Source organism: Achromobacter veterisilvae, assembly GCF_037619525.1.
Classification (GTDB): domain Bacteria; phylum Pseudomonadota; class Gammaproteobacteria; order Burkholderiales; family Burkholderiaceae_B; genus Achromobacter; species Achromobacter veterisilvae.
Genome location: NZ_CP148753.1, coordinates 3441825 through 3461528, shown reverse-complemented (window position 1 = coordinate 3461528; position 19704 = coordinate 3441825). Strand labels below are relative to the sequence as shown.

Below are 19704 nucleotides of genomic sequence, written 5' to 3'. Positions count from 1 at the left end.
AGGGGAAAGGGAAGGAGCGAGGCGAATCAATTCGCCTGGATGTCGAATTTCTTGACGATGGCGGCATTGCCCTGGGACAGTTGCCTGTTTTCAGCCAGCAGCACGGCCGTATCGGTGTTCACGTCGGGCTCCAGGCCCGCGTCGGCCAGTTTCTGCCGCACCGCCGGCACACTCGCCGCCTTGCCGATGATCGCCTGAAGCTTCGCCAGGATCTCGGGCGGCAGCTTGCTGGAACCGAAGAAGCACACCTGCCCCTGGAACTCGATTTCCGGATAACCCAGCTCGCTCATCGTCGGCACGTCGGGAAAATAGTGGGATCGGTTCTTCCCCACGACCGCATAGGTGCGCAGCCTGCCGCTCTTGATCAAAGGCAGGGACGTCACCATGCCATCGAACATGATGTCCACCTGGCCGCCGATCACATCCGTCAACGCCGGCGGAGACCCGAGGTACGCCACGTGCTGCATGCCCAGATCGGCCTGGCTGCTGAAGATCAGTCCCGAATACTGCGACACCGTGCCGGTTCCGTAGCTGGCGAAGGACGACTTGCCCTTGCGCGTCTTCAAATGCTCGACCAGTCCCTGGAAATCCTTGGCCGGATAATCGGCGGCGGCCACGAGCACGTAGCCCGTCAGGGCCACCCGGGCGATGGTGACGATGTCTCCCAGCGGATCGTACGGGACCTTCATCACGTGCGGCGCCTCGACCAGCATGTTGTTCGGCCCGAGCGCAATCGTGTTGCCGTCGGGATCGGCCTTCAGCATGGCGCTGAGCCCGATGGACCCGGTTGCGCCGGGACGGTTTTCGATGATGACCGGCCGGCCGATGTCCGCGGACATCTGCTGGCCGATGACGCGAGCGGCGATATCCACCGTGCCGCCTGCCGGGCCTGGGACGATGACCCTCAAGGGCTTGTCGCCCAACGCCCAGGCGCTGAACGCCAAAGACCATCCGATCAACGCCATCGCGGGTCGTGCAAGTCGCTGCAATCTCATTCTTGTCTCCAGTGGGCGCTTGTGCCGGACAGATGCGGTGCCTGCCTCGGTCTGTGCCGCGGTCTTGCCGCGGATGGACGCTGTGCATGTCTCGTCCATGGGCATAAGTATCTGACGCCCGCGGCGTTATCACTTGCTTTTCTGGGACATAAATTTGCCAATTTGGGACAATGAAAAACGCAGCGCGGGAACGCCTGTCCTTGCGGCGCGGTGGGACTCAGGCAGGCGAACCGGGGCCGCCCTCTTCTACGCTGAGCGCCAGGCTGGCGGCCCGCTTGCTCCACTGGGAAGCGCTACAGCCGAAAAGGCCGTGGAACCAGTGGCTGAAGCTGCTGGGCCGGGCAAAGCCCAGCAGTTCCGCCACCTCGCCGAGCGGCAGGTCGCTCTCGCGCAAATGATGCTTGGCGAGATCGGCGCGCACCTGGTCGAGCAGGCGGCTGAAGCTGAGGCCCTCGGCATCGAGCCGGCGATGCAGCGTGCGGCGGTCGACGTGCAGGAACCGCGCGACCTCCGGCGCGCTGCAGGCGCCGGTCGGCAACAGCGCCAATATGATCCGGCGACAGGTCTCCTGGGCGCTTTCGCCGCGGTCCGTCAGCGCCGCCTCCAGGTACTTCCTCGCCAGATCCGCCGCCACTTGGTCTCCGGGCTCGCGCGGCCTGGACAGATCGCTTGCCAGGCAGACCAGGCCGTTGAAGTCCTGGTTGAACTTGACGCTGCGCCGGAAAAAAGCGCGATGCGCGGAAGCGTCCCTGGGCGAACGATGCGTGAAGCACACGTCCTGCGGCTGCCAATGCGGCCCGATCAGCTCGCAGAGAATGCGGAACATGGTGCCCACGGCGAGCTCCACCGATTGCCGCATCGCCAGGCCGGGAGTCGGCAGCAGGTCTTCGCGGATGACGACCACGTTGCCCGCGTCTTCAACCCGGATGGTCAGCGCGGCGTTCACCAGCCGCAAATAGCGGCACAGCGTGTCGAGCGCGGCCCTGGGCGTAGGCGCCTCCCTCAGCACCAGGCTGATGGGGCCCAGCGCGGAGAGCTTGCGCCGGGCCGCCATGCGCAGCGCCAGGTCTTCCGTCCGCGTGGCGCGGGCGGTTATCTCCAGCAATTCGCGCACGGCGCCCCGGGAGATCAGCATCTCGGGATCTTCCAGGAACTTCGCCTGCAGTCCCACGGCTTTCATGAAAGCATGGGGATCCCTGCCCAGCGACTCCACGAGTTCGACGTAGCCGCTCAGGCTGCCGCTGCGCATCAGTTGCAGCGTGTGCCTCGCGCGAGGGTTCGTGTGGCCCATCGAATTCGTCCCCCTGCTTCGCTCAGCCGGTCTCGAATTCCCGGCGCAGCCACGCCAGGAAAGCCTTGACCGGCGGATGCCGTTCGCGGCCCGGCGCGCACAGCGCCGTGTAGGCGGCGCCCTCCACCCGGACCTCCGGACGGAAAGGCACCAACGTGCCCGCATCCACGCTGTCCGACACCATCACGGAACTGGCCAGCACCAGGCCTTGTCCGGCGATGGCGGCCTGCAAGGCGTAGTGCTCTTCGGTATAGGCATGCACCGCTGCCGGCCGGCGCCAGGCCGGCAGCCCCGCCGCCGCGCACCAGTCCTGCCAGCCCTGTTCGTACAGCGGAGAATCGCGCCAGCGCACGGTCACCAGCGCGGGCGCGCGCCGCCCCTGCCGCGCCACCAGCGCCGGCGCGCCATAGACGCCGAACCATTCCCGCAGCGAACAGGCGGCGTGCAGGTCGGGAAAACGCCTGCGGCTGTAGCGGACGGCCACGTCCACGCTGGCGTCCTGCAGCAGGTCCACGGGGTCGGCGCCCGCATCCAGGCGCAACTGGTACTGCGGATGGGCCTGGTAGAAGCGCCCCAGCCGAGGCACCAGCCACAGCGCGGCGAACGAATGCGTGGTGGATACCGTCAGCGCGCCCGAAGCGGGCGCGGGCCGCAAGGCGTCCAGGACCTGGGCCACGTCGAGCAACGCGCCGTGCACGCGGGCGAAGAGGCGCCCGCCTGCGTCCGTCAACCGGACGCCGCGCGGCACGCGCTCGAACAGCGCGACCCCGATGTGGCGTTCCAGCGCCTTGACCTGATGGGAAACGGCCGTGGCGGTCACCGACAGTTCGGCCGCGGCCAGCTTGAAACTGCGCAGCCTTGCCGCCGCTTCGAACGTGCGCAGCGCCGTGACGGGTAGCGTGGCGAACATAGGCTTCAGCACTTCTGATGAATTCAATTCATCTTAGTGCAGGAATGGTCATTTGTCTCGCCCCGTCCTTGGAACCTACATTTCCTTGAACGCACGGAACTCCCGCATCCACGAACGAGGAAATAGACATGAATTCACATCATCCTGAAAAGCGCCTGCTCATCCTGGTGGGCAGCCCGCGGCGCGACGGCAACAGCGCGGCGCTGGGCGCGGCCGCGCAGCGCGGGGCCGAAGCCGCCGGAACGTCCGCCACGCTTCTCTTCCTGGACGACTACATCCAGGGCTTCCTGCCCGACTTGCGCCATGCGCCCGCGCCGGACGACCGCTATGCGGAGCTGTTCCTCGAACACTTCCTGCCGTCCGACGGCACGCTGGTCTGCACACCCATCTATTGGTACGGAATGTCGGCGCAGACCAAGGCCTTCTTCGACCGCTCGTTCAGCCACTACGCGGGCGAAGGCCCCGAACCGGCGCGGGTCAAGGCCCGCATGGCGGGCAAGCGCTTGGGCCTGGCCGTGGCGTCCGAAGAGACCTATCCCGGCGCGGCGCTGGGCATCGTCCATCAGATCCAGGAATACGCGCGCTACACGCACTCGGATTTCGTCGGCTACGTGCACGGCGCGGGCAACCTGCGCGGAGAGGTGGCGGCGGATCCCCGCCGGCCGCTGGACGCGGCAGCCCGGCTGGGCGCCGACTTCTTCACCTATAAGTACTCCGATTACCGGCTCGAGACGCCCCGGGCCCGCAACGTCTGGGAATCGCCCGCCCCCGCCCTGCGCAGCACGCCCGGCGGGCTGCCGTAGACCTGTTTGAACACCCGCGTCAGGTGGGCCTGGTCCGCGAAGCCCACCGCCTGGGCGGGCGCGTCTTGAACGCCAGTGAACGGTCCTAGTCCAGCGCCAGCGCGCGGGCGCGGCCGAACAGCGGACGCTGTACCGTCTGCGCCAGCAGCACGCCCGCCAGCGTCACCGCGCCGCCCAGCAGGTGGTACATGCGCAATTGCTCGCGCAGCAGGACGAAGGCGGCCAGCGCGGTGAACAGGGGCAGCAGGTTGATGAAGATGCTGCAACGGTTGGGGCCCAGGCGGTGCACGCCTTCGATCCACAGGAACGACAGCAGCACCGACGAGAAAATGCCGGCGTAGAGGATCAGCGGAATGGTATTCATGTCCAGCGCGGCCTGCGCGGCCGGCACGCGCAGGTACAGCGGCAGCATGTAGAGCAGCGCGAAGATCGATTGCACGAAGGTGGACTGCCACGCTGGAACCGGCACCTTCCAGTGGCGCAGCAGCACCCCGTACAGCGCATAGGACAAGGCCGCCAGCAGCATCAGGCCGTCGCCCACGTGGATGCCCTGCTGGAACACGCTCAGCATGTCGCCCTGGCCCACCAGGTACAGCAGCCCCAGGAACGAGAGCGCGCCGCCCGCGGCCATGCCCAGGGTCAGCGGATCGCGCAGGATCACGACGCTGAGCAGCATGCTCAGCAAGGGAATCAGCGCGGTCAGGATGGCCATGTTGGTGGCCGTGGTGGTCTCGGCCGCCCGGTAGGACAGCGCCTGGAACACCGCCGAGGACAAGGCGCCGTACAGCGCCAGCTTGGGCCAGTGGCGCAGGATGACCTTGCGGTTGCGCCAGGCGGGACGCGCCGTGAACAGGCCCATGAGGAACAGCGCCAGCACCAGCCGGTAGAAAGTGATGGCCGTGGGAGAGATGGCGCTGGCGGCCATCTTGGAGACGATGACGTTGCCCGCCCAGAACAGAATGGCGAACAGCGGGAACAGATAGGACATGATGGTTTCGCTCGGAGAATGAGGGATCGGCTCCCGCCGCGCATGGCGCGCGTGGCGGGAGAATCACTATCCTATTGAGCTGGGGCCAGTCCGTCTGCCGACGAAAAGACAGCGGCTATCGAGAAATGGACAGGCCCGTTCCTCAGGGCCGGAACGGCGCCGGGTCCAGCGGCAAGGCCATGCCCGCCATCTGGGCGGTCAGCAGCGCGGCGCTGCCGCAAGCCAGGGTGAAGCCCAGCGCGCCCTGCCCGATATTGAGCCAGAGGTTGTCCGCCGCTGGGCTGCGCCCGATCAGGGGCTTGCCGGTGGGCGTGGCCGGGCGCAGCCCCGCCCAGGGGATGGCCTGGCGCAGGTCCAGCGCCGGGAAGGCCTCGTGCACCTGCCTCCGGAGCAGCGCGATGCGCGCCGGGTCGATGTCGGCATTGGCGCTGCCGATATCGACCATGGCCGCGATCCGCAGCACGCCGCCCACGCGCGCGTAGACGATGCGCCGCTCGTAGTCCGTCACGCTGATGCGCGGCGCCACCGACTCGTCGTCATCGGCCAGCGGCACGCTCAGGCTGTAGCCCTTCAGGGGATACAGCGGCACGTCGTGGCCCAGCGGCTTGAGCAGCGCGCGCGTGCCGATGCCGGTCGCCAGCACGATGGCGTCGGCGCCGATATCGCCGTCGCGGGTGTTCACGGCCACGATGCGGCGGCCTTCGCGCTGCAGGCCGGACACCGGGTTGGACATGGCGCACTGCACGTTGTCCAGGGACTGCAGCCGCTCGAACAGCGCTTCGGTGAACTGGCGGCAATCGCCGGCCTCTTCGCTGGGCGTGAAGATGGCGCCCGCCAGGCTGCCGCCCATGCCCGCCAGCGCGGGTTCCAGCGCCAGGGTCCGGGCCGCGTCCAGCACCTGCTGCTCGGCCCCGTGCGCGGCCTGGTACTCGACCAGCGCGCGCGCCTTGTCCAGCAAGGCCGGAGTGCGGTAGGCGATGAGCTTGCCGTTCTTGAGGTGGCCGAAGTCCAGGTTCTCTTGTTCGAGCAGGGTGTGCATGACGTCCCGGCTGAGATAGGACAGCCCGGACAACTGCGCGGTGGACTCCCGGGCCACGGACTCCCGGCACGCCAGCGCGAACCGCAGGCACCAGCGCCATTGATGGGGATCCAGCCGGGGCCGGAAACGCAGCGGGGAATCCCGGCGCAGCAGCCAGCCGGGCACGCTGGGCAGCACGCCGGGGCCGGCCAGCGGCGCCACGTAGCTATAGCTGAGCTGTCCGCCGTTGGCGTAGCTGGACACTTCCGCCGGACGCGCCTGGCTGTCCACCAGCACCACATCGTGGCCCTGGCGCGCCAGGAAATACGCCGACGTGACGCCCACGACGCCCGCACCGATCACGCAAACGCGCATGCCTATATCCAAGAGAACAGGGAAGTGGCCCTATTCTGGGGCGCGCCCGGCCGGTCCGGCAAATGCCAAACTCCGCAGGATCCATAACAAAACATCATGCCCCGCCTCAGGCGGCGCGGTGCAGGCGGATGATGGCCGCGGCCGTCGGATCGCGCACCAGGTCGGCCAGCGTATAACCGTTTAGCGCCTCGTAGAACGATTGCAGGGTCTGCGCCAGCACGCCCGACAGCCGGCACGAGCCGTCCAGCGCGCAGGGCGGTTCGCGGCAATCGATCAGCGGCCCCTGCTGCTCCAGTTCGCGTATCAGGTCGCCCAGCCGGTAGTCGGCGGCGGGCCGCGCCAGCCGCAGGCCGCCGCCCTTGCCGCGCGACGTGCCGATCCAGCCGCGCTGCGCCATGAAGTGCGCCACCTTGACCAGGTGATTGCGCGACACGCCGAAGCGGTCGGCGATCTCCGGGATGGTGACGGCGGAGGGCCGGTCGCGGCACTGCGTCAGGTACATCAGGACGCGCAGGCCGAAGTCGGTGAATCGGGTCAGTTGCATGGCATGGATGGGAAGGCCCCGGCGGCCCCGGAACGGCAGGCCGCCAGGATACACCGCTCAGGCGGGCGCGCCTCCGCTGCCGAAGGCCTCGGCATGGATGCGGTCCTCGGCCACGCCCAGGCTGGCCAAGGCCTGGCGCTGCGCGCGCATGAACCCCGCCGGGCCGCACAGGTAATAGTCGGCGCCCGGAACGATGGCGTCCTCGCGGATGGCGTGCAGGTCCACCCGGCCGGTGTGGTCGTAGTCGCGGCCGCGCTGGTCGCCATGGCCGACTTCTTCGTAGAACACCGCCTTGCGCACGTTGCCGCGTTCGGCGGCGATGCTGTTGATGTGGTCCTTCATGGCGTGCGCCGAGCTGTTGCGGCAGCCATGCACGAAGCGGATCTGGCGGTCGTCGTTCAGGCGCACCAGGTGGTTCAGGATGGACACCATGGGCGTCAGGCCCACGCCGCCGCTCAGCAGCACCACGGGCGCGCTGCCCTCTTCGCGCAGGTGGAAATCGCCCTGGGGCGGCGCCACGTCCAGCACGCCGCCTTCTTCCAGGCGATCGTGCAGCGCGTTGGAGACGCGGCCGGCCGGCGTCTGCGCGTTCCCCGCTTCGCGCTTGACCGAAATGCGCAGGCGGTCTTGCCCCGGCGCATCCGACAGGCTGTACTGGCGCGGCTGCATCAGGCCCAGTTCGGGCACGTACAGGCGCACGGAAACGTACTGGCCGGGCTGGTAGGCCGGCACCGTGCCGCCATCGGCCGGCGCCAGGTAGAACGACGTGATCTCGGCGCTTTCGGGCTGCTTGCCCACCACGCGAAACGCGCGCCAGCCCGTCCATCCGCCCGGCTTGGCGGCCGATTCCCCATACAGGCGCGCCTCTTCGGCGATCAGCAGGCCGGCCAACTGGCCATAGGCCGCGGCCCAGGCATCCACCAGTTCGTCAGTGGCCGCATCGCCCAGCACTTCGCGGATGGAGGCCAGCAGGTGCTTGCCCACGATCGGATAGTGCTCCGGACGGATGCCCAGGCTGACGTGCTTGTGCACGATGCGCGTCACGACCGGCATCAGCACCGAAGGATCGTCGATGTGTTCGGCATAGGCCGCGACGGCGCCGGCCAGCGCCTGCTGCTGCTCGCCGCCCGCCTGGTGGCCCTGGTTGAACACGTGCTTGAGTTCGGGATTGTGCTGGAACATGCGGGCATAGAAATGCCGGGTCAGCGCGACGCCATGCGTCTTCAGGACTGGGGCCGTGCCCTTGACCAGGCCGCGGATTTGGGGACTCAACATCTACTGCTCCTCGTGATGCGATCGTGCTCGCCATTAAACATATATTTATAATACATCTTTAAAACGCCTAATGGAAAACCCTGATCCGGATTCAGGCTTGGAGCGGCACCCACTCTCCCAAAACGGTAACTGCCGGCAGCACGCAGCCGGTTGCGGCGCGCCACCGGGGATGGACGGTTTCGTGCGCGGCGGCGCGCCACACTACGGAGGAAATCCATTCCTCGCCCAACCGATAGGAAGCGGCTCGCCACTGCCCCGGCGGCGCCCGCAGATACCATTTGGCATCCGGGCTGGCTGCCAGGCCGACCGACGCCATATCCGCCGGAAAATCCAGCTTCGCCGCCTTGATGAAGGCTTCTTTCAACGTCCACAGCAAATAGAAGTGTCCGAGCCGCTCGGCGCATTCCATGCCCGCAAGCGCGGCTTGCTCGGCGGGCGAGCAGACCCACTCGGCCAGGCTCGCCACGTCGCGCGGCCGGATTCTCTCGAGGTCGATGCCCAGGGGCCTTGCGGCGGCTGCCGCGGCGCAGACCGCAAGGCCGCCGCTATGGCTGAGCGACGTGGCGCCGCCGGGAGGAAGCGCCGCGCGGACCTCGTGGAGCAGGGTCCGGCTGACCCGCCAATCGTCCAGCGCTTTCGGGCTGCGCAGGGCTTGCGCCCGCAGTAAATCCTCGGCCGACAAATCCTGCGCGCGGTACCGCGAGGCGGCGGACCGGTCCGCCCACCACATGAAAAGTTCCTGAATTTCCACGCCAAAAAGTAATATTTAGTAAAAATATATACAGAAACGCACCAAGAATGCGTCTGATGTAACTGGTTAAATCAAAATCGCCTAATATTGCCGTAGTAGAATCGCGCGCTATGCTGAAGTTTTCCATTGCGCAATGGCAGGGTTGGGCACCAGGAATCGATAGTCCCGACGGCTGGCTGGATTGGGCGGAACACCCGTTCTGCCCTTTCGGCAACAAGAGTGTGCCCCGCCTGGACTTCCTGCCCGCCCTGCAACGCCGCCGCCTGAGCCCACTGGCCCGCGGGGTGTTCGAGTGCGCGTGGCCGTTGGCCGAAGGACGGCCGGGCATGCCCCTGGTCTACGCCTCCCGGCACGGCGAAACCACCCGCAACTTCGGGCTGCTGGAATCGCTGGCCGCGGACGAGCCGCTTTCCCCTACCGCGTTCGGCTTGTCGGTGCACAACGCCATCGCCGCGCAGTGGTCGATCATACGCCGCGAAACGGCCGAATCCGTCGCCTTGTCGGTAGAAGACGACGGTCTCGAACACGCCATCATCGAAGCGGCCATGCTCTTCGGCCACGGGCACGAGGATGTGCTGGTGGTGCTGACGGAAGAAGTGCCGCCGGCTCCGTACGCCCCCTGGACGCAGGACGTACCATGTTCCTACGCGGTTGCGCTCCACTTGCGTCCCGGCTCGGACTGGACGCTGACGATGGATCCGCAACAGACGGACCCGGCTCTCGACGCTCCGCAAGCCTGGCCCAACCCCCTGAATCTGCTGCGCCACCTGTTGTTGCGCACAAACGCCTGGCGGCATGCGAACCGCGCCCGCCAGTGGATCTGGACACGCACGGCATGATCGGCACCACGCACCACCGGCAAGACTTCTGGCTCTGGCGGCTCGTCGCCACCGGCATGGCGTTCACCCTGTTCGGGCTGGGCGGCGTTCTGCTGCGCGCCTTCGTGTTCCCGTCGCAGCGCCTGCTGCCGGGCGGCAAGCTGGATCGCCAGCGCCGCGCGCGCGGGACCTTGAACCGCACATTCCGCCTCTTCATCCGCTTCATGATCCGCACCGGCATCCTGACGGTGGAATTCAAGGGCGCCGAACGCCTCGGCCAACCCGGGCAGATGATACTGGCCAATCATCCCTCGCTGCTGGACGTGGTCTTTCTGGTCGGCCACGTCAAGAACGCCAACTGCATCGTCAAGCACAGCCTGGCCACGAATCCCTTCACCCGCGGACCGATCGCCAATGCGGGCTACATTACCAACGACGAAAGCTTCGACATGTTCGACCGCGCCGCCGACGTGCTGCGCAACGGCGAAACCCTGATCGTCTTTCCCGAAGGCACCCGCACGCCGCGAGACACACTGCCCCGGTTCCACCGGGGCGCCTGCGCCATCGCGCTGCGCGGCGCGCGAGCCGTGACGCCCGTGGTGATCAGCATGAATCCGCGCAGCCTGACCAAGGGCGAACCCTGGTACCGGATTCCGGCGTGCCGGATGCGCTACGTGATCCATGTGGGAGAGGACATCGATCCCTCCACGTGGCGCGATGCGCACCCGCTGCCGATCGCAGGGCGCAGAATGAACGATCACCTGCACGCCTATTTCGAAGCCGAACTGGCGCGCACCGCGCCGGACGGCATTTCAACGAACAAACCATCGCCCATGGCGGCGAATGCGGAGTCCAAGCTGGATGAATCAACTGGAACTTGAACTGAAGACCCTCGTCATCGAATCCCTGGGGCTGGAAGACATCTCGCCCGAGGACATCGACCGCGACGCCCACCTGTTCGGCGACGGGCTGGGACTGGACTCCGTGGACGCCCTGGAGCTCGGCCTTGCGCTGCAAAAGCGCTATGGCATCACCATCGATCCGGAAACGAGGAACATGCGCGAGCATTTCGCCAGCATCGCCAAGCTGGCGGCCTTCGTCGCCGCGCAACGTCACGATTAACGCATACGGAGTCACGATGCATACCCGCGAGGAAATCTTCAATACGCTGCGCGGCGCGCTGGTCGAACTGTTCGAGATCGAGCCGGAACGCATCACGCCCGAGGCGAACCTGTATACCGATCTGGAGATCGACAGCATCGACGCCATCGACCTCATCGACCACGTGCGCCGGCAGACGGGCCGCAAACTCGACGCCAACGACTTCCGCACGGTGCGCACCGTCGAAGACGTAGTGCAGGCCATGTGGCAAAAGCAGGACCCGGCCGCATGAAGCAAGGCGTTGCCGCCGCCCTGGCCCTGGCCGGCATCGCTTACCCCTTCGCCGTCTATGCGACGCTGGGGCGCGTGAACGCGGCCTGGGTGGCTTTGCCGCTCGCGCTCCTGTGGCTGGCGCGCGGCCTGACCGCAAGCGCCGCGCAGCGCGGCTCGCGCCTGTTGCCCGCCGTGGCGATTGCCTTCTGCCTGATCCTGGCGGTCACGGATTCCGAAGCCTGGCTGCGCTGGTACCCCGTGATGGTCAACGGCATGATGCTGGCGATCTTCGGCGGCAGCCTGATGGCCGGACGCCCGGTGATCGAGCAACTGGCCCGCCTGCGCCATCCCGGCCTGCCCCCCGAGGGCGTGCGCTACACCCGCAACGTGACGCGCGTGTGGTGCGTATTCTTCGCCTTGAACGGCGCCACGGCCGCGGCGCTGGCGGCATGGGCGCCCTGGAGCTGGTGGCTGGCCTACAACGGCGCCATCAGTTATGGACTGATGGGCCTCTTGATCGCCGGCGAATGGCTGCTGCGTCCCGCGGCCGCCAAAGCGGCTTGAACCATGATGGCCTGGACTCCTCTGACGCATCTCCTGCTGCCCGCCTCGCCCGCGGAAGCCGATGTTCCCGTCGCTGACGAACCGCTCCTGACGCGCGGCGAGTTCGCGCATGCCTGCCTCTCGGCGGCCGGCGCGTTGCGGGCAAGCCCGCTGCGCCGCGTCGCGCTCTGGTTCGAAGACGCCGCCCTGATGGCGACCGCGCTCCTTGCCTGCTGGCGCGCCGGCGTGGTGGCGGTGCTCCCGGGCGATGCCCAGGCGCACACCTGCGCCGCTCTCGACGCCACGGTGGATGCCTGGCTGACCGATGCCAGCCTGCCGGTGCCGGCGGACCGCCAACGGCGGCTGGCCGGCCTTCATGGCCAGCCGCCGCTGGCGCCCGCCGAACTGGACCCCTCGCTGGAGCTGGTGCTGTGCACCTCGGGATCCAGCGGCGAACCCAAGCACATCGCCAAGAACTGGCGGCAACTGATGGACGAAGTCCGCGCCTTGCAAGAGCAATGGCCCGATGCGCGCACGCCCGTGCTGGGCAGCGTATCGGCGCAGCATATGTACGGCCTGCCCTTCAGGGTGCTGTGGCCGCTGTGCGCGGGACGCCTGCTCGACCGGCTACAGCGCATCTACCCCGAAGACCTGCAGCGGGCCAGCCTGCGCCACCCCTCCTTCACCTGGATCGCCAGCCCCGCGCTGCTGCGGCGCCTGGGGCAGCGGCTGGACTGGCGCGAATTGCGCGGCAGGCTGACCCGCATCCATTCCTCGGGCGGCGAACTGCCGTCCGACGTATCCGACCACATCGAAAAAGAACTGGGCCTGCGTCCCACGGAGATCTATGGCAGTTCGGAGACGGGCGCCGTCGCCTGGCGCCGGGGCGCGGAAGACTGGCGGCCGCTGCCCGGCGTCGCCGTCAGCGTGAACGCCGACGGCGCGCTGCGGGTGCGATCCCCCTGGATCAACGCCGCCGAGGAGCAAACGGCGGACGGAGCGGAACTCGCCGCCGGCGGATTCCGGCTGCTCGGCCGCCTGGACCGCATCGTGAAGATCGAAGAGAAGCGCATCTCGCTGCCCATGCTGGAGCGGGCGCTGGCGCGGCACCCTTACGTGACGGAAGCACGCCTGGGCGCGATTGCCGGCGCCCCGCGCCTCGCCGCGCTGGTCGCGTTATCGGCCAAGGGGTTGCACACCCTGCGCAACCGGGGCCGGAAAGCGCTGGTCGGCGAACTGCGCGCGCATCTGGGCGCGATCTTCGGATCGCTGGCCGTCCCTCGCACCTGGCGCTTCTTTCCGCAGTTGCCCAGCAACGCGCAGGGCAAGCTGCCCCGCCGCGAATTCGAGGCCGCGGCGGGCCCCCGGCCCCTGATGCCCCAGGCCGTGGAACTGCCCGGCGCAGCCGACAACGAGCGTCGCTATACGCTGGAAATCCCCTACGATCTCGCCCATTTCGCCGGCCACTTCCCCACGGCCCCGGTGGTTCCCGGGGCGGCGCAAATTAGCTGGGCCATGTCGCTGGCGCAACGGGACCTCCATCCCGGCCTGCGTTTCGCCGGCATGGAAGTCTTGAAGTTCCAACGGCTGCTTCGTCCGGGCGACATCGCCTCCCTGGCGCTGAAATGGGACGCCTCGAAGCGAAAACTGCATTTCGCCTTCACCCTGGACGGCGCGCCCTGCTCGTCGGGCCGCATCGTTGAAGGCGACCTGCAATGACCGCCCACCGCCTCTGCGCAGTCATCCCCGTCTACAACCACGGCGCCACGGTGGGCGCCGTGCATGCGCAACTCGCGGCGCAAGGCCTGCCCTGCGTGCTGGTGGACGATGGCTCCGAGCCGGGCTGCGCCGCGGCCCTGGACGCGCTGGCGGCGCTGCCTCGCACGCATCTGCTGCGGCGCGGGACGAATGGCGGCAAAGGGGCGGCGGTGCAGGACGGGCTGCGCGCCGCGGCCGAGCTGGGTTATACCCACGCTCTGCAGGTGGATGCCGATGGGCAGCATGCGCTGCCGGACGCGGCGGCATTCGTGGAGGCCTCGCGCGCCAGGCCGCAAGCCGTCGTCTGCGGCCTTCCGGTATACGGCGACGACGTGCCGCGCAGCCGCCTGTACGGCCGCTGGCTGACCCGCGTCTGGGTCTGGATCAATACGCTCTCGGCCGACATTCCCGATGCGATGTGCGGGTTCCGCGTCTACCCACTGGCCCAGGCGCTGCCCGTGATCGACGGCGCCCACGTCGGCCAGCGCATGGATTTCGACATCGCCATCCTGGTACGCCTGCATTGGCGCGGCGTCGCCATGGTCTGGCTGCCCACGCGCGTGGCCTACCCGGAAGGCGGCATCTCGCACTTCAAGGGGGTGCGCGACAACCTGCTGATCAGCCGCATGCACGCCCGCCTGTTCTTCGGCATGCTTGCCCGCTCGCCCGCGCTTTTGTGGCGCCGGCTGGCGAAAGGGCCGCGGCCATGAGCGTCATGGAGCGGCACTGGGCGGATCAGCCCGAGCGCGGCAGCCTTGTGCTCATGCGCCTTACCGCCTGGGCCGCGCGCAACCTCGGCCGGCGGCTCGTGGCGCCGCTGGTCTGGGCGGTCGTCCTGTATTTCTACGTCTTCGGCGCCCGGGCGCGGCGGGCCATTGCCGAATACCAGCGCCGGCTGGCGCAATCCGGCGAAATGCCTGTTCCGCTGCCGCGCAACCTGCCCGTCTACCGCCAGTACCTCGCTTTTGCCGATGCAATACTGGACAAACTGGACGTCTGGCAGGGCAAGATCACCATGGCCAGCCTGGACATCGCCGACCCCGACGGCCTGCACGGGCAGATGGGCACGGGGCGCGGCCAGATCCTGGTCGGTTCGCACCTGGGCAATCTCGAAATCTGCCGCGCGCTGGCGGAACGGACCGGCGCCCTGAAGCTCAACGTGCTGGTCCACGACAAGCACGCGGCCCAATTCAGCCGCCTGCTCGACGAGGCCGGCGGCGCGCTGCGCATGATCCAGGTCAGCGATCTGGACGCGCCCGCCATGCTGGACCTGGCGCAGCGGCTGGACCGCGGCGAGTGGCTGGCCATCGCCGGCGACCGCATTCCGTTGCAGGGCGATCGCACGACGCCCGTGGATTTTCTTGGCGCCACCGCCCTGTTCCCCCAGGGGCCCTGGCTGCTCGCCGGCCTGCTGCGCAGCCCGGTCAATCTGCTGTTCTGCACGCGTCACGGCTCGCGCTACCGCGTGGCCATGGAACGCCTTTCCGACGGCATCGAATGGACGCGCGCCACCCGCCAGGCGCGGATCGCCGGCCTGGCCCAGCGCTATGCCGACCGCCTCGCCGCGCACTGCCGCCTGGCGCCTCTGCAATGGTTCAACTTCTACCCCTTCTGGAAAGACGATGCGTAAACGAGGCGTGATCGGCGCTGAAGTCGAAATCCGGGTGCCCTTCTTCGATGTCGATTCGATCAACGTCGTGTGGCACGGCCACTATGTGAAATATCTGGAACAGGCGCGCTGCGAACTGCTGGACGCGCTGGGCTACAACTACGACGCCATGCGGGCCAGCGGCTATGTCTGGCCGGTGATCGACCTGCATCTGCGTTACGCGCAACCCGCGCAGTTCGGCCAGCGCCTGGTCGTGCGCGCCGAACTCGTGGAATGGGAACATCGCTTGAAGATCAATTATCTGATCCTGGACGCCGACAGCGGCCGGCGCCTGACGCGGGCCACCTCCGAACAGGTCGCGGTCTGCCTGCGGACCCGCGAAATGCAACTGGCGTCTCCTTCCGCGCTGAAAGACGCCGTGCAGCGCCAGTTGCAATCGAGGGATACGCCGGCATGAAGCGACTGTTCACCTTGCTGATGCTGGCCTGCCTGTCCTGGAACGCCAGCGCCTTCGACCTGGCCGATTTGCAGCAACAACTGCGCGCGGCGCCCGTCGTGCGGGGCCATTTCGTGCAGCAGAAGTTCCTGCGATCGCTGCCGCAGCCGCTGACCAGCCGGGGCGACTTCACCCTGGCGGCGGGCAAAGGTCTGCTGTGGCTGCTGCGCACCCCCATTGCGCAAGACCTGCGCATCGATGGCGGCGGCATCTCCCGCCGCGACGAAAGCGGAAAATGGGAGGCGCTGCCGCAGCGCTCGGGCGCGGGCCGCGAGAACCAACTGTTCCTGTCCGTGCTGGCGGGCGATACCACCGGGCTGCGCGAGAACTTCGATCTGGCGCTCACCGGCGAACCGGACGCGTGGCAATTGGTGCTGACACCGAAATCCGCCCTTCTGCGCCAGATCTTCGACAACATCCAGATCGACGGCTCGGCGCTGGTCGACCGCATCGAATTGCGCGAGACGCAGGGCGACCGCAGCGTGCTGCAGATGACGGACGCGAAAGCCGATCAGACCCTGACCGCCGAGGAGCAACGTGCGTTCGCCGATTGAACGGTGGCTGCCCCGGCTGTTCAAGCTGGGATTCCTGCTGATTCTGTGCATCGGCGCGTGGCAATGCCGCAACGGCTGGCCCGTGTCCGCCAATCTGATGGACCTGGTGCCGCATGCCGGCAACGACGCCACCCGCCAATTGGCCGAGGCCCGCATCCAGGAACCGCTGTCCCGCCAGATCATCGCGCTGGTCGCGGGCCGCTCCGGCACGGACTCCACCGCGCCCGCGCGCCAGTTGGCGCAGCGCTGGACGGACAGCGGACTGTTCTCCAGCGTGCAGATGGAACTGGAAGTCGACCTGGCCGCCCTGCGCACGCGGCTGGCGGCGGGCCGCCTGGCCATGTTGCCCGCCGCCGACCGGCGCCAGCTCGAAACAGACCCCGCGTCCTATGCGCGGCGCCGCGCGCGCGAATTGTCGGATCCGTTTTCATCTTCGGGGCTGGTTCCCGCGGACCAGGACTGGCTGGGACTCACCCGCCGGGCCGAACAGGCGCTGCACCCCGGCGGCGCCGTGCAGTACGACATCCGTACCGGCACCCTGCAGGCGGAACAGGCGGGCAGGCGCTGGGTACTGGTGCGCGCCGAAACCCGGGACAATGCCTTCGACTCCGGCACGCCCCAGCGCATCGCGGCGCAACTGGAACAGGATCGCCGGACCCTGGGCGCGGAGGGCGCCGAACTGCTGGTGGCCGGCGGCCCCTTGTACGCGGCCGCGGGACGGACCCAGGCCATGGCCGAAAGCGGCTGGATCGGCGCCGGCGCCACGATAGGCATCGTCCTGGTCCTGCTGCTGGCGCTGCGGCGCGCCCGCGCCCTACTGGCTTTCGTGCCGGTCGCGGTCGGCCTGTTGACGGGCGCGGTAGCCTGCGTGGCGGTATTCGGGTCGATCCATCTGCTTACGCTCGTGATCGGCGCGAGCCTGATCGGCGTGGCGGTGGATTTCCCGCTGCACTGGCTGGGCAAGCGCTACGGCATGGAAGACTGGCGGGCCTGGCCCGCGCTGCGGCGCGTCTTGCCGGGTCTCACCATCAGTCTCGCCGCCAGCCTCGTGGGATACGTCGCCCTGGCCTTCACGCCGTTCCCGGCGCTGACGCAGACAGCGGTGTTCTCGGCCGCGGGCCTGCTGGGCGCCTATGCCTGCACCGTGTGCCAGCTTCCGGCCTGGATGGCGGACTGGCGCCCCCGGCCCTGGCAGCCGCTGCTGCGCTTCGCGCAGGCCGCGCTGCGCGCACGCGGGCAGCTTGCCGGAAATCGCAAGGCGCTATGGCTCGGCGCCCTGGCATTGGCCGCGGCCACCGCGGGAGGCATTTCCAGGCTGGGCATCCAGGACGACCTGCGCCAATGGCTGAGCCTGCCCGCGCCGTTGGTGCAGCAGGCAAGGCAGATCGGCGAAATAACGGGCTTCGTGCCGACCAGCCAGTTCTTCCTGGTGCGCGCCCCCGATACGGACGAGCTGCTGCGCAGGCAGGCGCGGGTGTCCCTGGCACTGGACGCGCTGATCGAACGCGGCGACCTTGCCGCCTATAGCTCCCTCAGCCAGTTGGTATCGCCGATGGCCGACCAGAGGGCGCTGGGTCGGAGCCTGGCCGCCAGAGCCGCGCAACCCGAAGTCTGGGAACCCATTACCGGTCTCGGCATCCCCTATGAAGCCTTGCAGCGGGAACTGCGGTCCATGGCCACGCTCCCTGCGGTCACCATCGACCAGGCGCTGCAAGGCCAGCAGGTTGAACGCTGGCGTTCGTTGTGGCTGGGCGTGCACGATGGGCAGGCCGCGGGCATGGTGACATTGCTGGGCCTGCGAAGCGCATCGGCGCTGGACGCCATTGCCCGGTCCGTGCCTGGCGTGACGCTCGTCGACCGCAGCGGCGAACTGAACCGCATGTTCGCGGCGACCCGGATAGAGGCGGCCGAACTCAAGCTGCTGTCCTATGCGGTTGCCGCCGCTCTGCTGCTCGCGACCCTGGGCCGCGCCGCCGCCTGGCGCATCCTGGCCGTGCCCGTGGCGGCCACCGCGTGCAGCCTGGCCGCGCTCGGCTACCTGGGCCAGCCGCTCACACTGTTCAGCCTGTTCGGCCTGCTGCTGGTGTCGGCCATCGGCGTGGACTACGCGATCTTCATGTATGAACGCGTGGCGGGCGCTTCCGCCAGCCTGGTCGGCATTCTGCTGAGCGCCGCCACCACGCTATTGTCCTTCGGACTCCTTGCCCTCAGCCGCACGCCGGCCCTTGCCAATTTCGGACTGGCGGTGGCGCTCGGAGTCGCCTTTTCGCTGCTGTGGGCGCCATGGATCCGGCGGCCCCGGAAGGCCGGGCAGCACTCCTCCGTCAATCACTGAATGTGGATACATTGGATATGGAACATCGGGAAGTCGTAGTAATCGGGGCAGGCCCGGCCGGCGCGGTTGCCGCCGCCCTGCTGAAACGCCAGGGGCATGACGTCCTGATGCTGGAACGCCAGCAGTTCCCCCGCTTTTCCATCGGGGAGAGCCTTCTCGCCCACTGCCTGGAATTCGTGGAGGAAGCGGGGATGCTGCCGGCCGTCCAGGCCGCCGGCTTCCAGGTCAAGAACGGCGCCGCCTTCGCCTGCGGAGACCGTTATACCTACTTCGACTTCCGCGACAAGTTCACCCCCGGCCCCGGCACCACGTTCCAGGTGCAACGCGCGCACTTCGACAAGGTGCTGGCCGACGACGCGGCGCGCCAGGGCGTGGAGGTGCGCTATCTGCAGGAAGTCACCGCGGCCGACTTCGGCGGAGACGGTCCGCTGCTCGACGTGCGCGGCGCGGACGGCGCGTCGTACCAAGTCAAGGCCCGCTTCGTCCTCGATGCCAGCGGCTACGGACGCGTGCTGGCGCGCCTGCTCGACCTCGAACGCCCGTCCTCGATGCCGCCGCGCAAAGCCATCTTCACCCATATCGAGGACCGCATCGACGACCCCGGCTTCGACCGCGAGAAGATCCTGATCAGCGTGCATCCCGAACAACGCGGCATCTGGTATTGGCTGATCCCGTTCTCCAATGGCCGCTGCTCGTTCGGCGTCGTGGGCGGCGAGAATCTCTTCGGCGGCCCCGGAGAGGACCTGATGGCCACGCTGCGCGCGATGGCGGACGCCGCGCCGAACCTGAAACGCATCCTGAAGAACGCGGTCTGGGATACCCCCGCCAACACGATCGGCGGCTACTCGGCCAGCGTGCAGCGGCTGCACGGCCCCGGCTATGCGCTGCTGGGCAACGCGGCGGAGTTCCTGGACCCCGTGTTTTCCTCCGGCGTCACCATCGCCCTGCGCTCGTCCAAGCTGGCCGCCGATGCGCTGCACCGCCAACTGACCGGCGCCCAGGTCGACTGGCAGGCCGAGTTCGCCGATCCGCTCATGGTGGGGGTGGAAACATTCCGCGCCTACGTGCAGGGCTGGTACTCGGGCGAATTCCAGGACGTGGTTTTCTACGAACACGCGCAGCCGGAAATCCGCCGTATGATCAGTTCCATCCTGGCGGGCTACGCCTGGGACCCGACCAATCCCTTTGTCGCCAGTCCGCAGCGCCGCCTGCGCACACTGAGCGAACTCTGCCGCGGCGCCGAAGCGCAGCCGGCATCCGCGTGATC

The 19704-nt window shown here is 68.0% G+C and carries 21 protein-coding genes; 13 read left to right on the top strand and 8 right to left on the bottom strand.

Annotated features, from left to right (window positions below; genetic code table 11):
• Positions 1 to 26: 26 nt before the first annotated feature.
• The 3 genes from WHX56_RS16110 to WHX56_RS16100 all read right to left on the bottom strand — a co-directional run bounded on the left by WHX56_RS16110 (position 27) and on the right by WHX56_RS16100 (position 3196).
• Positions 27 to 995 (bottom strand): tripartite tricarboxylate transporter substrate binding protein, encoded by a 969-nt coding sequence (locus WHX56_RS16110; protein WP_338878351.1) that lies wholly within the window; start codon positions 993 to 995, stop codon positions 27 to 29.
• A gap of 217 nt (positions 996 to 1212) precedes the next feature.
• A complete protein-coding gene (locus WHX56_RS16105; RefSeq protein WP_338878350.1) occupies positions 1213 to 2286 on the bottom strand; it encodes an AraC family transcriptional regulator in 1074 nt (357 codons plus the stop codon).
• Positions 2287 to 2308: 22 nt separating this feature from the next.
• Positions 2309 to 3196: a LysR substrate-binding domain-containing protein gene (locus WHX56_RS16100; protein ID WP_129244419.1), complete on the bottom strand. Its 888-nt coding sequence runs from the start codon at positions 3194 to 3196 to the stop codon at positions 2309 to 2311.
• A 128-nt stretch (positions 3197 to 3324) separates the two neighbouring features.
• On the opposite strand from WHX56_RS16100, the gene WHX56_RS16095 reads away from it, so the two are divergent.
• Complete coding sequence (locus WHX56_RS16095) at positions 3325 to 3999, top strand: flavodoxin family protein (protein WP_129244400.1); 675 nt, start codon at positions 3325 to 3327, stop codon at positions 3997 to 3999.
• Positions 4000 to 4084: 85 nt separating this feature from the next.
• Here WHX56_RS16095 and WHX56_RS16090 read toward each other — a convergent pair whose 3' ends face one another.
• The 5 genes from WHX56_RS16090 to WHX56_RS16070 form a co-directional block, all read right to left on the bottom strand.
• Positions 4085 to 4987, bottom strand: coding sequence for a DMT family transporter (locus WHX56_RS16090; RefSeq protein ID WP_287753094.1), 903 nt, complete (start codon positions 4985 to 4987; stop codon positions 4085 to 4087).
• 142 nt (positions 4988 to 5129) lie between these two features.
• Positions 5130 to 6380 carry a D-amino acid dehydrogenase gene (locus WHX56_RS16085; RefSeq protein ID WP_129244397.1) on the bottom strand — a complete coding sequence of 417 codons (1251 nt, stop codon included), beginning with the start codon at positions 6378 to 6380 and terminating at the stop codon, positions 5130 to 5132.
• Between the two features lie 106 nt (positions 6381 to 6486).
• Positions 6487 to 6924, bottom strand: coding sequence for an Rrf2 family transcriptional regulator (locus WHX56_RS16080; protein WP_129244395.1), 438 nt, complete (start codon positions 6922 to 6924; stop codon positions 6487 to 6489).
• A gap of 57 nt (positions 6925 to 6981) precedes the next feature.
• Positions 6982 to 8199: an NO-inducible flavohemoprotein gene (gene hmpA, locus WHX56_RS16075; protein WP_129244393.1), complete on the bottom strand. Its 1218-nt coding sequence runs from the start codon at positions 8197 to 8199 to the stop codon at positions 6982 to 6984.
• Between the two features lie 91 nt (positions 8200 to 8290).
• Complete coding sequence (locus WHX56_RS16070; RefSeq protein ID WP_338878349.1) at positions 8291 to 8929, bottom strand: 4'-phosphopantetheinyl transferase family protein; 639 nt, start codon at positions 8927 to 8929, stop codon at positions 8291 to 8293.
• A gap of 131 nt (positions 8930 to 9060) precedes the next feature.
• Here WHX56_RS16070 and WHX56_RS16065 point away from each other — a divergent pair, with 131 nt between their 5' ends.
• From WHX56_RS16065 to WHX56_RS16010, 12 genes are read left to right on the top strand one after another with little or no spacing between them, the layout of a single operon-like run.
• Complete coding sequence (locus tag WHX56_RS16065) at positions 9061 to 9789, top strand: beta-ketoacyl synthase chain length factor (RefSeq protein WP_174716639.1); 729 nt, start codon at positions 9061 to 9063, stop codon at positions 9787 to 9789.
• Positions 9765 to 10649 carry a lysophospholipid acyltransferase family protein gene (locus tag WHX56_RS16060; protein ID WP_338878348.1) on the top strand — a complete coding sequence of 295 codons (885 nt, stop codon included), beginning with the start codon at positions 9765 to 9767 and terminating at the stop codon, positions 10647 to 10649. Before WHX56_RS16065 ends, WHX56_RS16060 begins: the two co-directional genes overlap by 25 nt.
• Positions 10630 to 10890, top strand: a complete 261-nt coding sequence (locus WHX56_RS16055; RefSeq protein ID WP_129244385.1) for a phosphopantetheine-binding protein — start codon at positions 10630 to 10632, stop codon at positions 10888 to 10890. The genes WHX56_RS16060 and WHX56_RS16055 overlap by 20 nt, the downstream gene beginning before the upstream one ends.
• A gap of 16 nt (positions 10891 to 10906) precedes the next feature.
• Positions 10907 to 11161 (top strand): acyl carrier protein, encoded by a 255-nt coding sequence (locus WHX56_RS16050; protein WP_043545299.1) that lies wholly within the window; start codon positions 10907 to 10909, stop codon positions 11159 to 11161.
• Positions 11158 to 11706 carry a hypothetical protein gene (locus WHX56_RS16045; protein ID WP_338878347.1) on the top strand — a complete coding sequence of 183 codons (549 nt, stop codon included), beginning with the start codon at positions 11158 to 11160 and terminating at the stop codon, positions 11704 to 11706. Before WHX56_RS16050 ends, WHX56_RS16045 begins: the two co-directional genes overlap by 4 nt.
• Positions 11707 to 11709: 3 nt before the next feature.
• Complete coding sequence (locus WHX56_RS16040) at positions 11710 to 13404, top strand: AMP-binding protein (RefSeq protein WP_338878346.1); 1695 nt, start codon at positions 11710 to 11712, stop codon at positions 13402 to 13404.
• Positions 13401 to 14153 (top strand): glycosyltransferase family 2 protein, encoded by a 753-nt coding sequence (locus tag WHX56_RS16035; RefSeq protein WP_338878345.1) that lies wholly within the window; start codon positions 13401 to 13403, stop codon positions 14151 to 14153. The genes WHX56_RS16040 and WHX56_RS16035 overlap by 4 nt, the downstream gene beginning before the upstream one ends.
• Positions 14150 to 15073: a glycosyl transferase gene (locus WHX56_RS16030; RefSeq protein ID WP_208742433.1), complete on the top strand. Its 924-nt coding sequence runs from the start codon at positions 14150 to 14152 to the stop codon at positions 15071 to 15073. Before WHX56_RS16035 ends, WHX56_RS16030 begins: the two co-directional genes overlap by 4 nt.
• Positions 15066 to 15509 carry an acyl-CoA thioesterase gene (locus WHX56_RS16025; protein WP_129244378.1) on the top strand — a complete coding sequence of 148 codons (444 nt, stop codon included), beginning with the start codon at positions 15066 to 15068 and terminating at the stop codon, positions 15507 to 15509. The genes WHX56_RS16030 and WHX56_RS16025 overlap by 8 nt, the downstream gene beginning before the upstream one ends.
• Complete coding sequence (locus WHX56_RS16020) at positions 15506 to 16102, top strand: outer membrane lipoprotein carrier protein LolA (RefSeq protein WP_287752305.1); 597 nt, start codon at positions 15506 to 15508, stop codon at positions 16100 to 16102. The genes WHX56_RS16025 and WHX56_RS16020 overlap by 4 nt, the downstream gene beginning before the upstream one ends.
• On the top strand, positions 16086 to 18437 hold the full coding sequence (locus tag WHX56_RS16015; RefSeq protein WP_338878344.1) for a hypothetical protein: 2352 nt from the start codon (positions 16086 to 16088) through the stop codon (positions 18435 to 18437). Before WHX56_RS16020 ends, WHX56_RS16015 begins: the two co-directional genes overlap by 17 nt.
• 17 nt (positions 18438 to 18454) lie before the next feature.
• On the top strand, positions 18455 to 19702 hold the full coding sequence (locus tag WHX56_RS16010; RefSeq protein WP_338878343.1) for an NAD(P)/FAD-dependent oxidoreductase: 1248 nt from the start codon (positions 18455 to 18457) through the stop codon (positions 19700 to 19702).
• Positions 19703 to 19704 lie beyond the last annotated feature (2 nt).

Coding starts and splice junctions, on each gene's coding strand:
- WHX56_RS16065 (WP_174716639.1), top strand. CDS start 9,061: ATGCTGAAGTTTTCCATTGCGCAATGGCAGGGTTGGGCACCAGGAATC.
- WHX56_RS16010 (WP_338878343.1), top strand. CDS start 18,455: ATGGAACATCGGGAAGTCGTAGTAATCGGGGCAGGCCCGGCCGGCGCG.
- WHX56_RS16045 (WP_338878347.1), top strand. CDS start 11,158: ATGAAGCAAGGCGTTGCCGCCGCCCTGGCCCTGGCCGGCATCGCTTAC.
- WHX56_RS16100 (WP_129244419.1), bottom strand. CDS start 3,196: ATGTTCGCCACGCTACCCGTCACGGCGCTGCGCACGTTCGAAGCGGCG.
- WHX56_RS16035 (WP_338878345.1), top strand. CDS start 13,401: ATGACCGCCCACCGCCTCTGCGCAGTCATCCCCGTCTACAACCACGGC.
- WHX56_RS16105 (WP_338878350.1), bottom strand. CDS start 2,286: ATGGGCCACACGAACCCTCGCGCGAGGCACACGCTGCAACTGATGCGC.
- WHX56_RS16110 (WP_338878351.1), bottom strand. CDS start 995: ATGAGATTGCAGCGACTTGCACGACCCGCGATGGCGTTGATCGGATGG.
- WHX56_RS16030 (WP_208742433.1), top strand. CDS start 14,150: ATGAGCGTCATGGAGCGGCACTGGGCGGATCAGCCCGAGCGCGGCAGC.
- WHX56_RS16070 (WP_338878349.1), bottom strand. CDS start 8,929: ATGTGGTGGGCGGACCGGTCCGCCGCCTCGCGGTACCGCGCGCAGGAT.
- WHX56_RS16025 (WP_129244378.1), top strand. CDS start 15,066: ATGCGTAAACGAGGCGTGATCGGCGCTGAAGTCGAAATCCGGGTGCCC.
- WHX56_RS16085 (WP_129244397.1), bottom strand. CDS start 6,380: ATGCGCGTTTGCGTGATCGGTGCGGGCGTCGTGGGCGTCACGTCGGCG.
- hmpA (WP_129244393.1), bottom strand. CDS start 8,199: ATGTTGAGTCCCCAAATCCGCGGCCTGGTCAAGGGCACGGCCCCAGTC.
- WHX56_RS16095 (WP_129244400.1), top strand. CDS start 3,325: ATGAATTCACATCATCCTGAAAAGCGCCTGCTCATCCTGGTGGGCAGC.
- WHX56_RS16050 (WP_043545299.1), top strand. CDS start 10,907: ATGCATACCCGCGAGGAAATCTTCAATACGCTGCGCGGCGCGCTGGTC.
- WHX56_RS16090 (WP_287753094.1), bottom strand. CDS start 4,987: ATGTCCTATCTGTTCCCGCTGTTCGCCATTCTGTTCTGGGCGGGCAAC.
- WHX56_RS16040 (WP_338878346.1), top strand. CDS start 11,710: ATGATGGCCTGGACTCCTCTGACGCATCTCCTGCTGCCCGCCTCGCCC.
- WHX56_RS16080 (WP_129244395.1), bottom strand. CDS start 6,924: ATGCAACTGACCCGATTCACCGACTTCGGCCTGCGCGTCCTGATGTAC.
- WHX56_RS16020 (WP_287752305.1), top strand. CDS start 15,506: ATGAAGCGACTGTTCACCTTGCTGATGCTGGCCTGCCTGTCCTGGAAC.
- WHX56_RS16055 (WP_129244385.1), top strand. CDS start 10,630: ATGAATCAACTGGAACTTGAACTGAAGACCCTCGTCATCGAATCCCTG.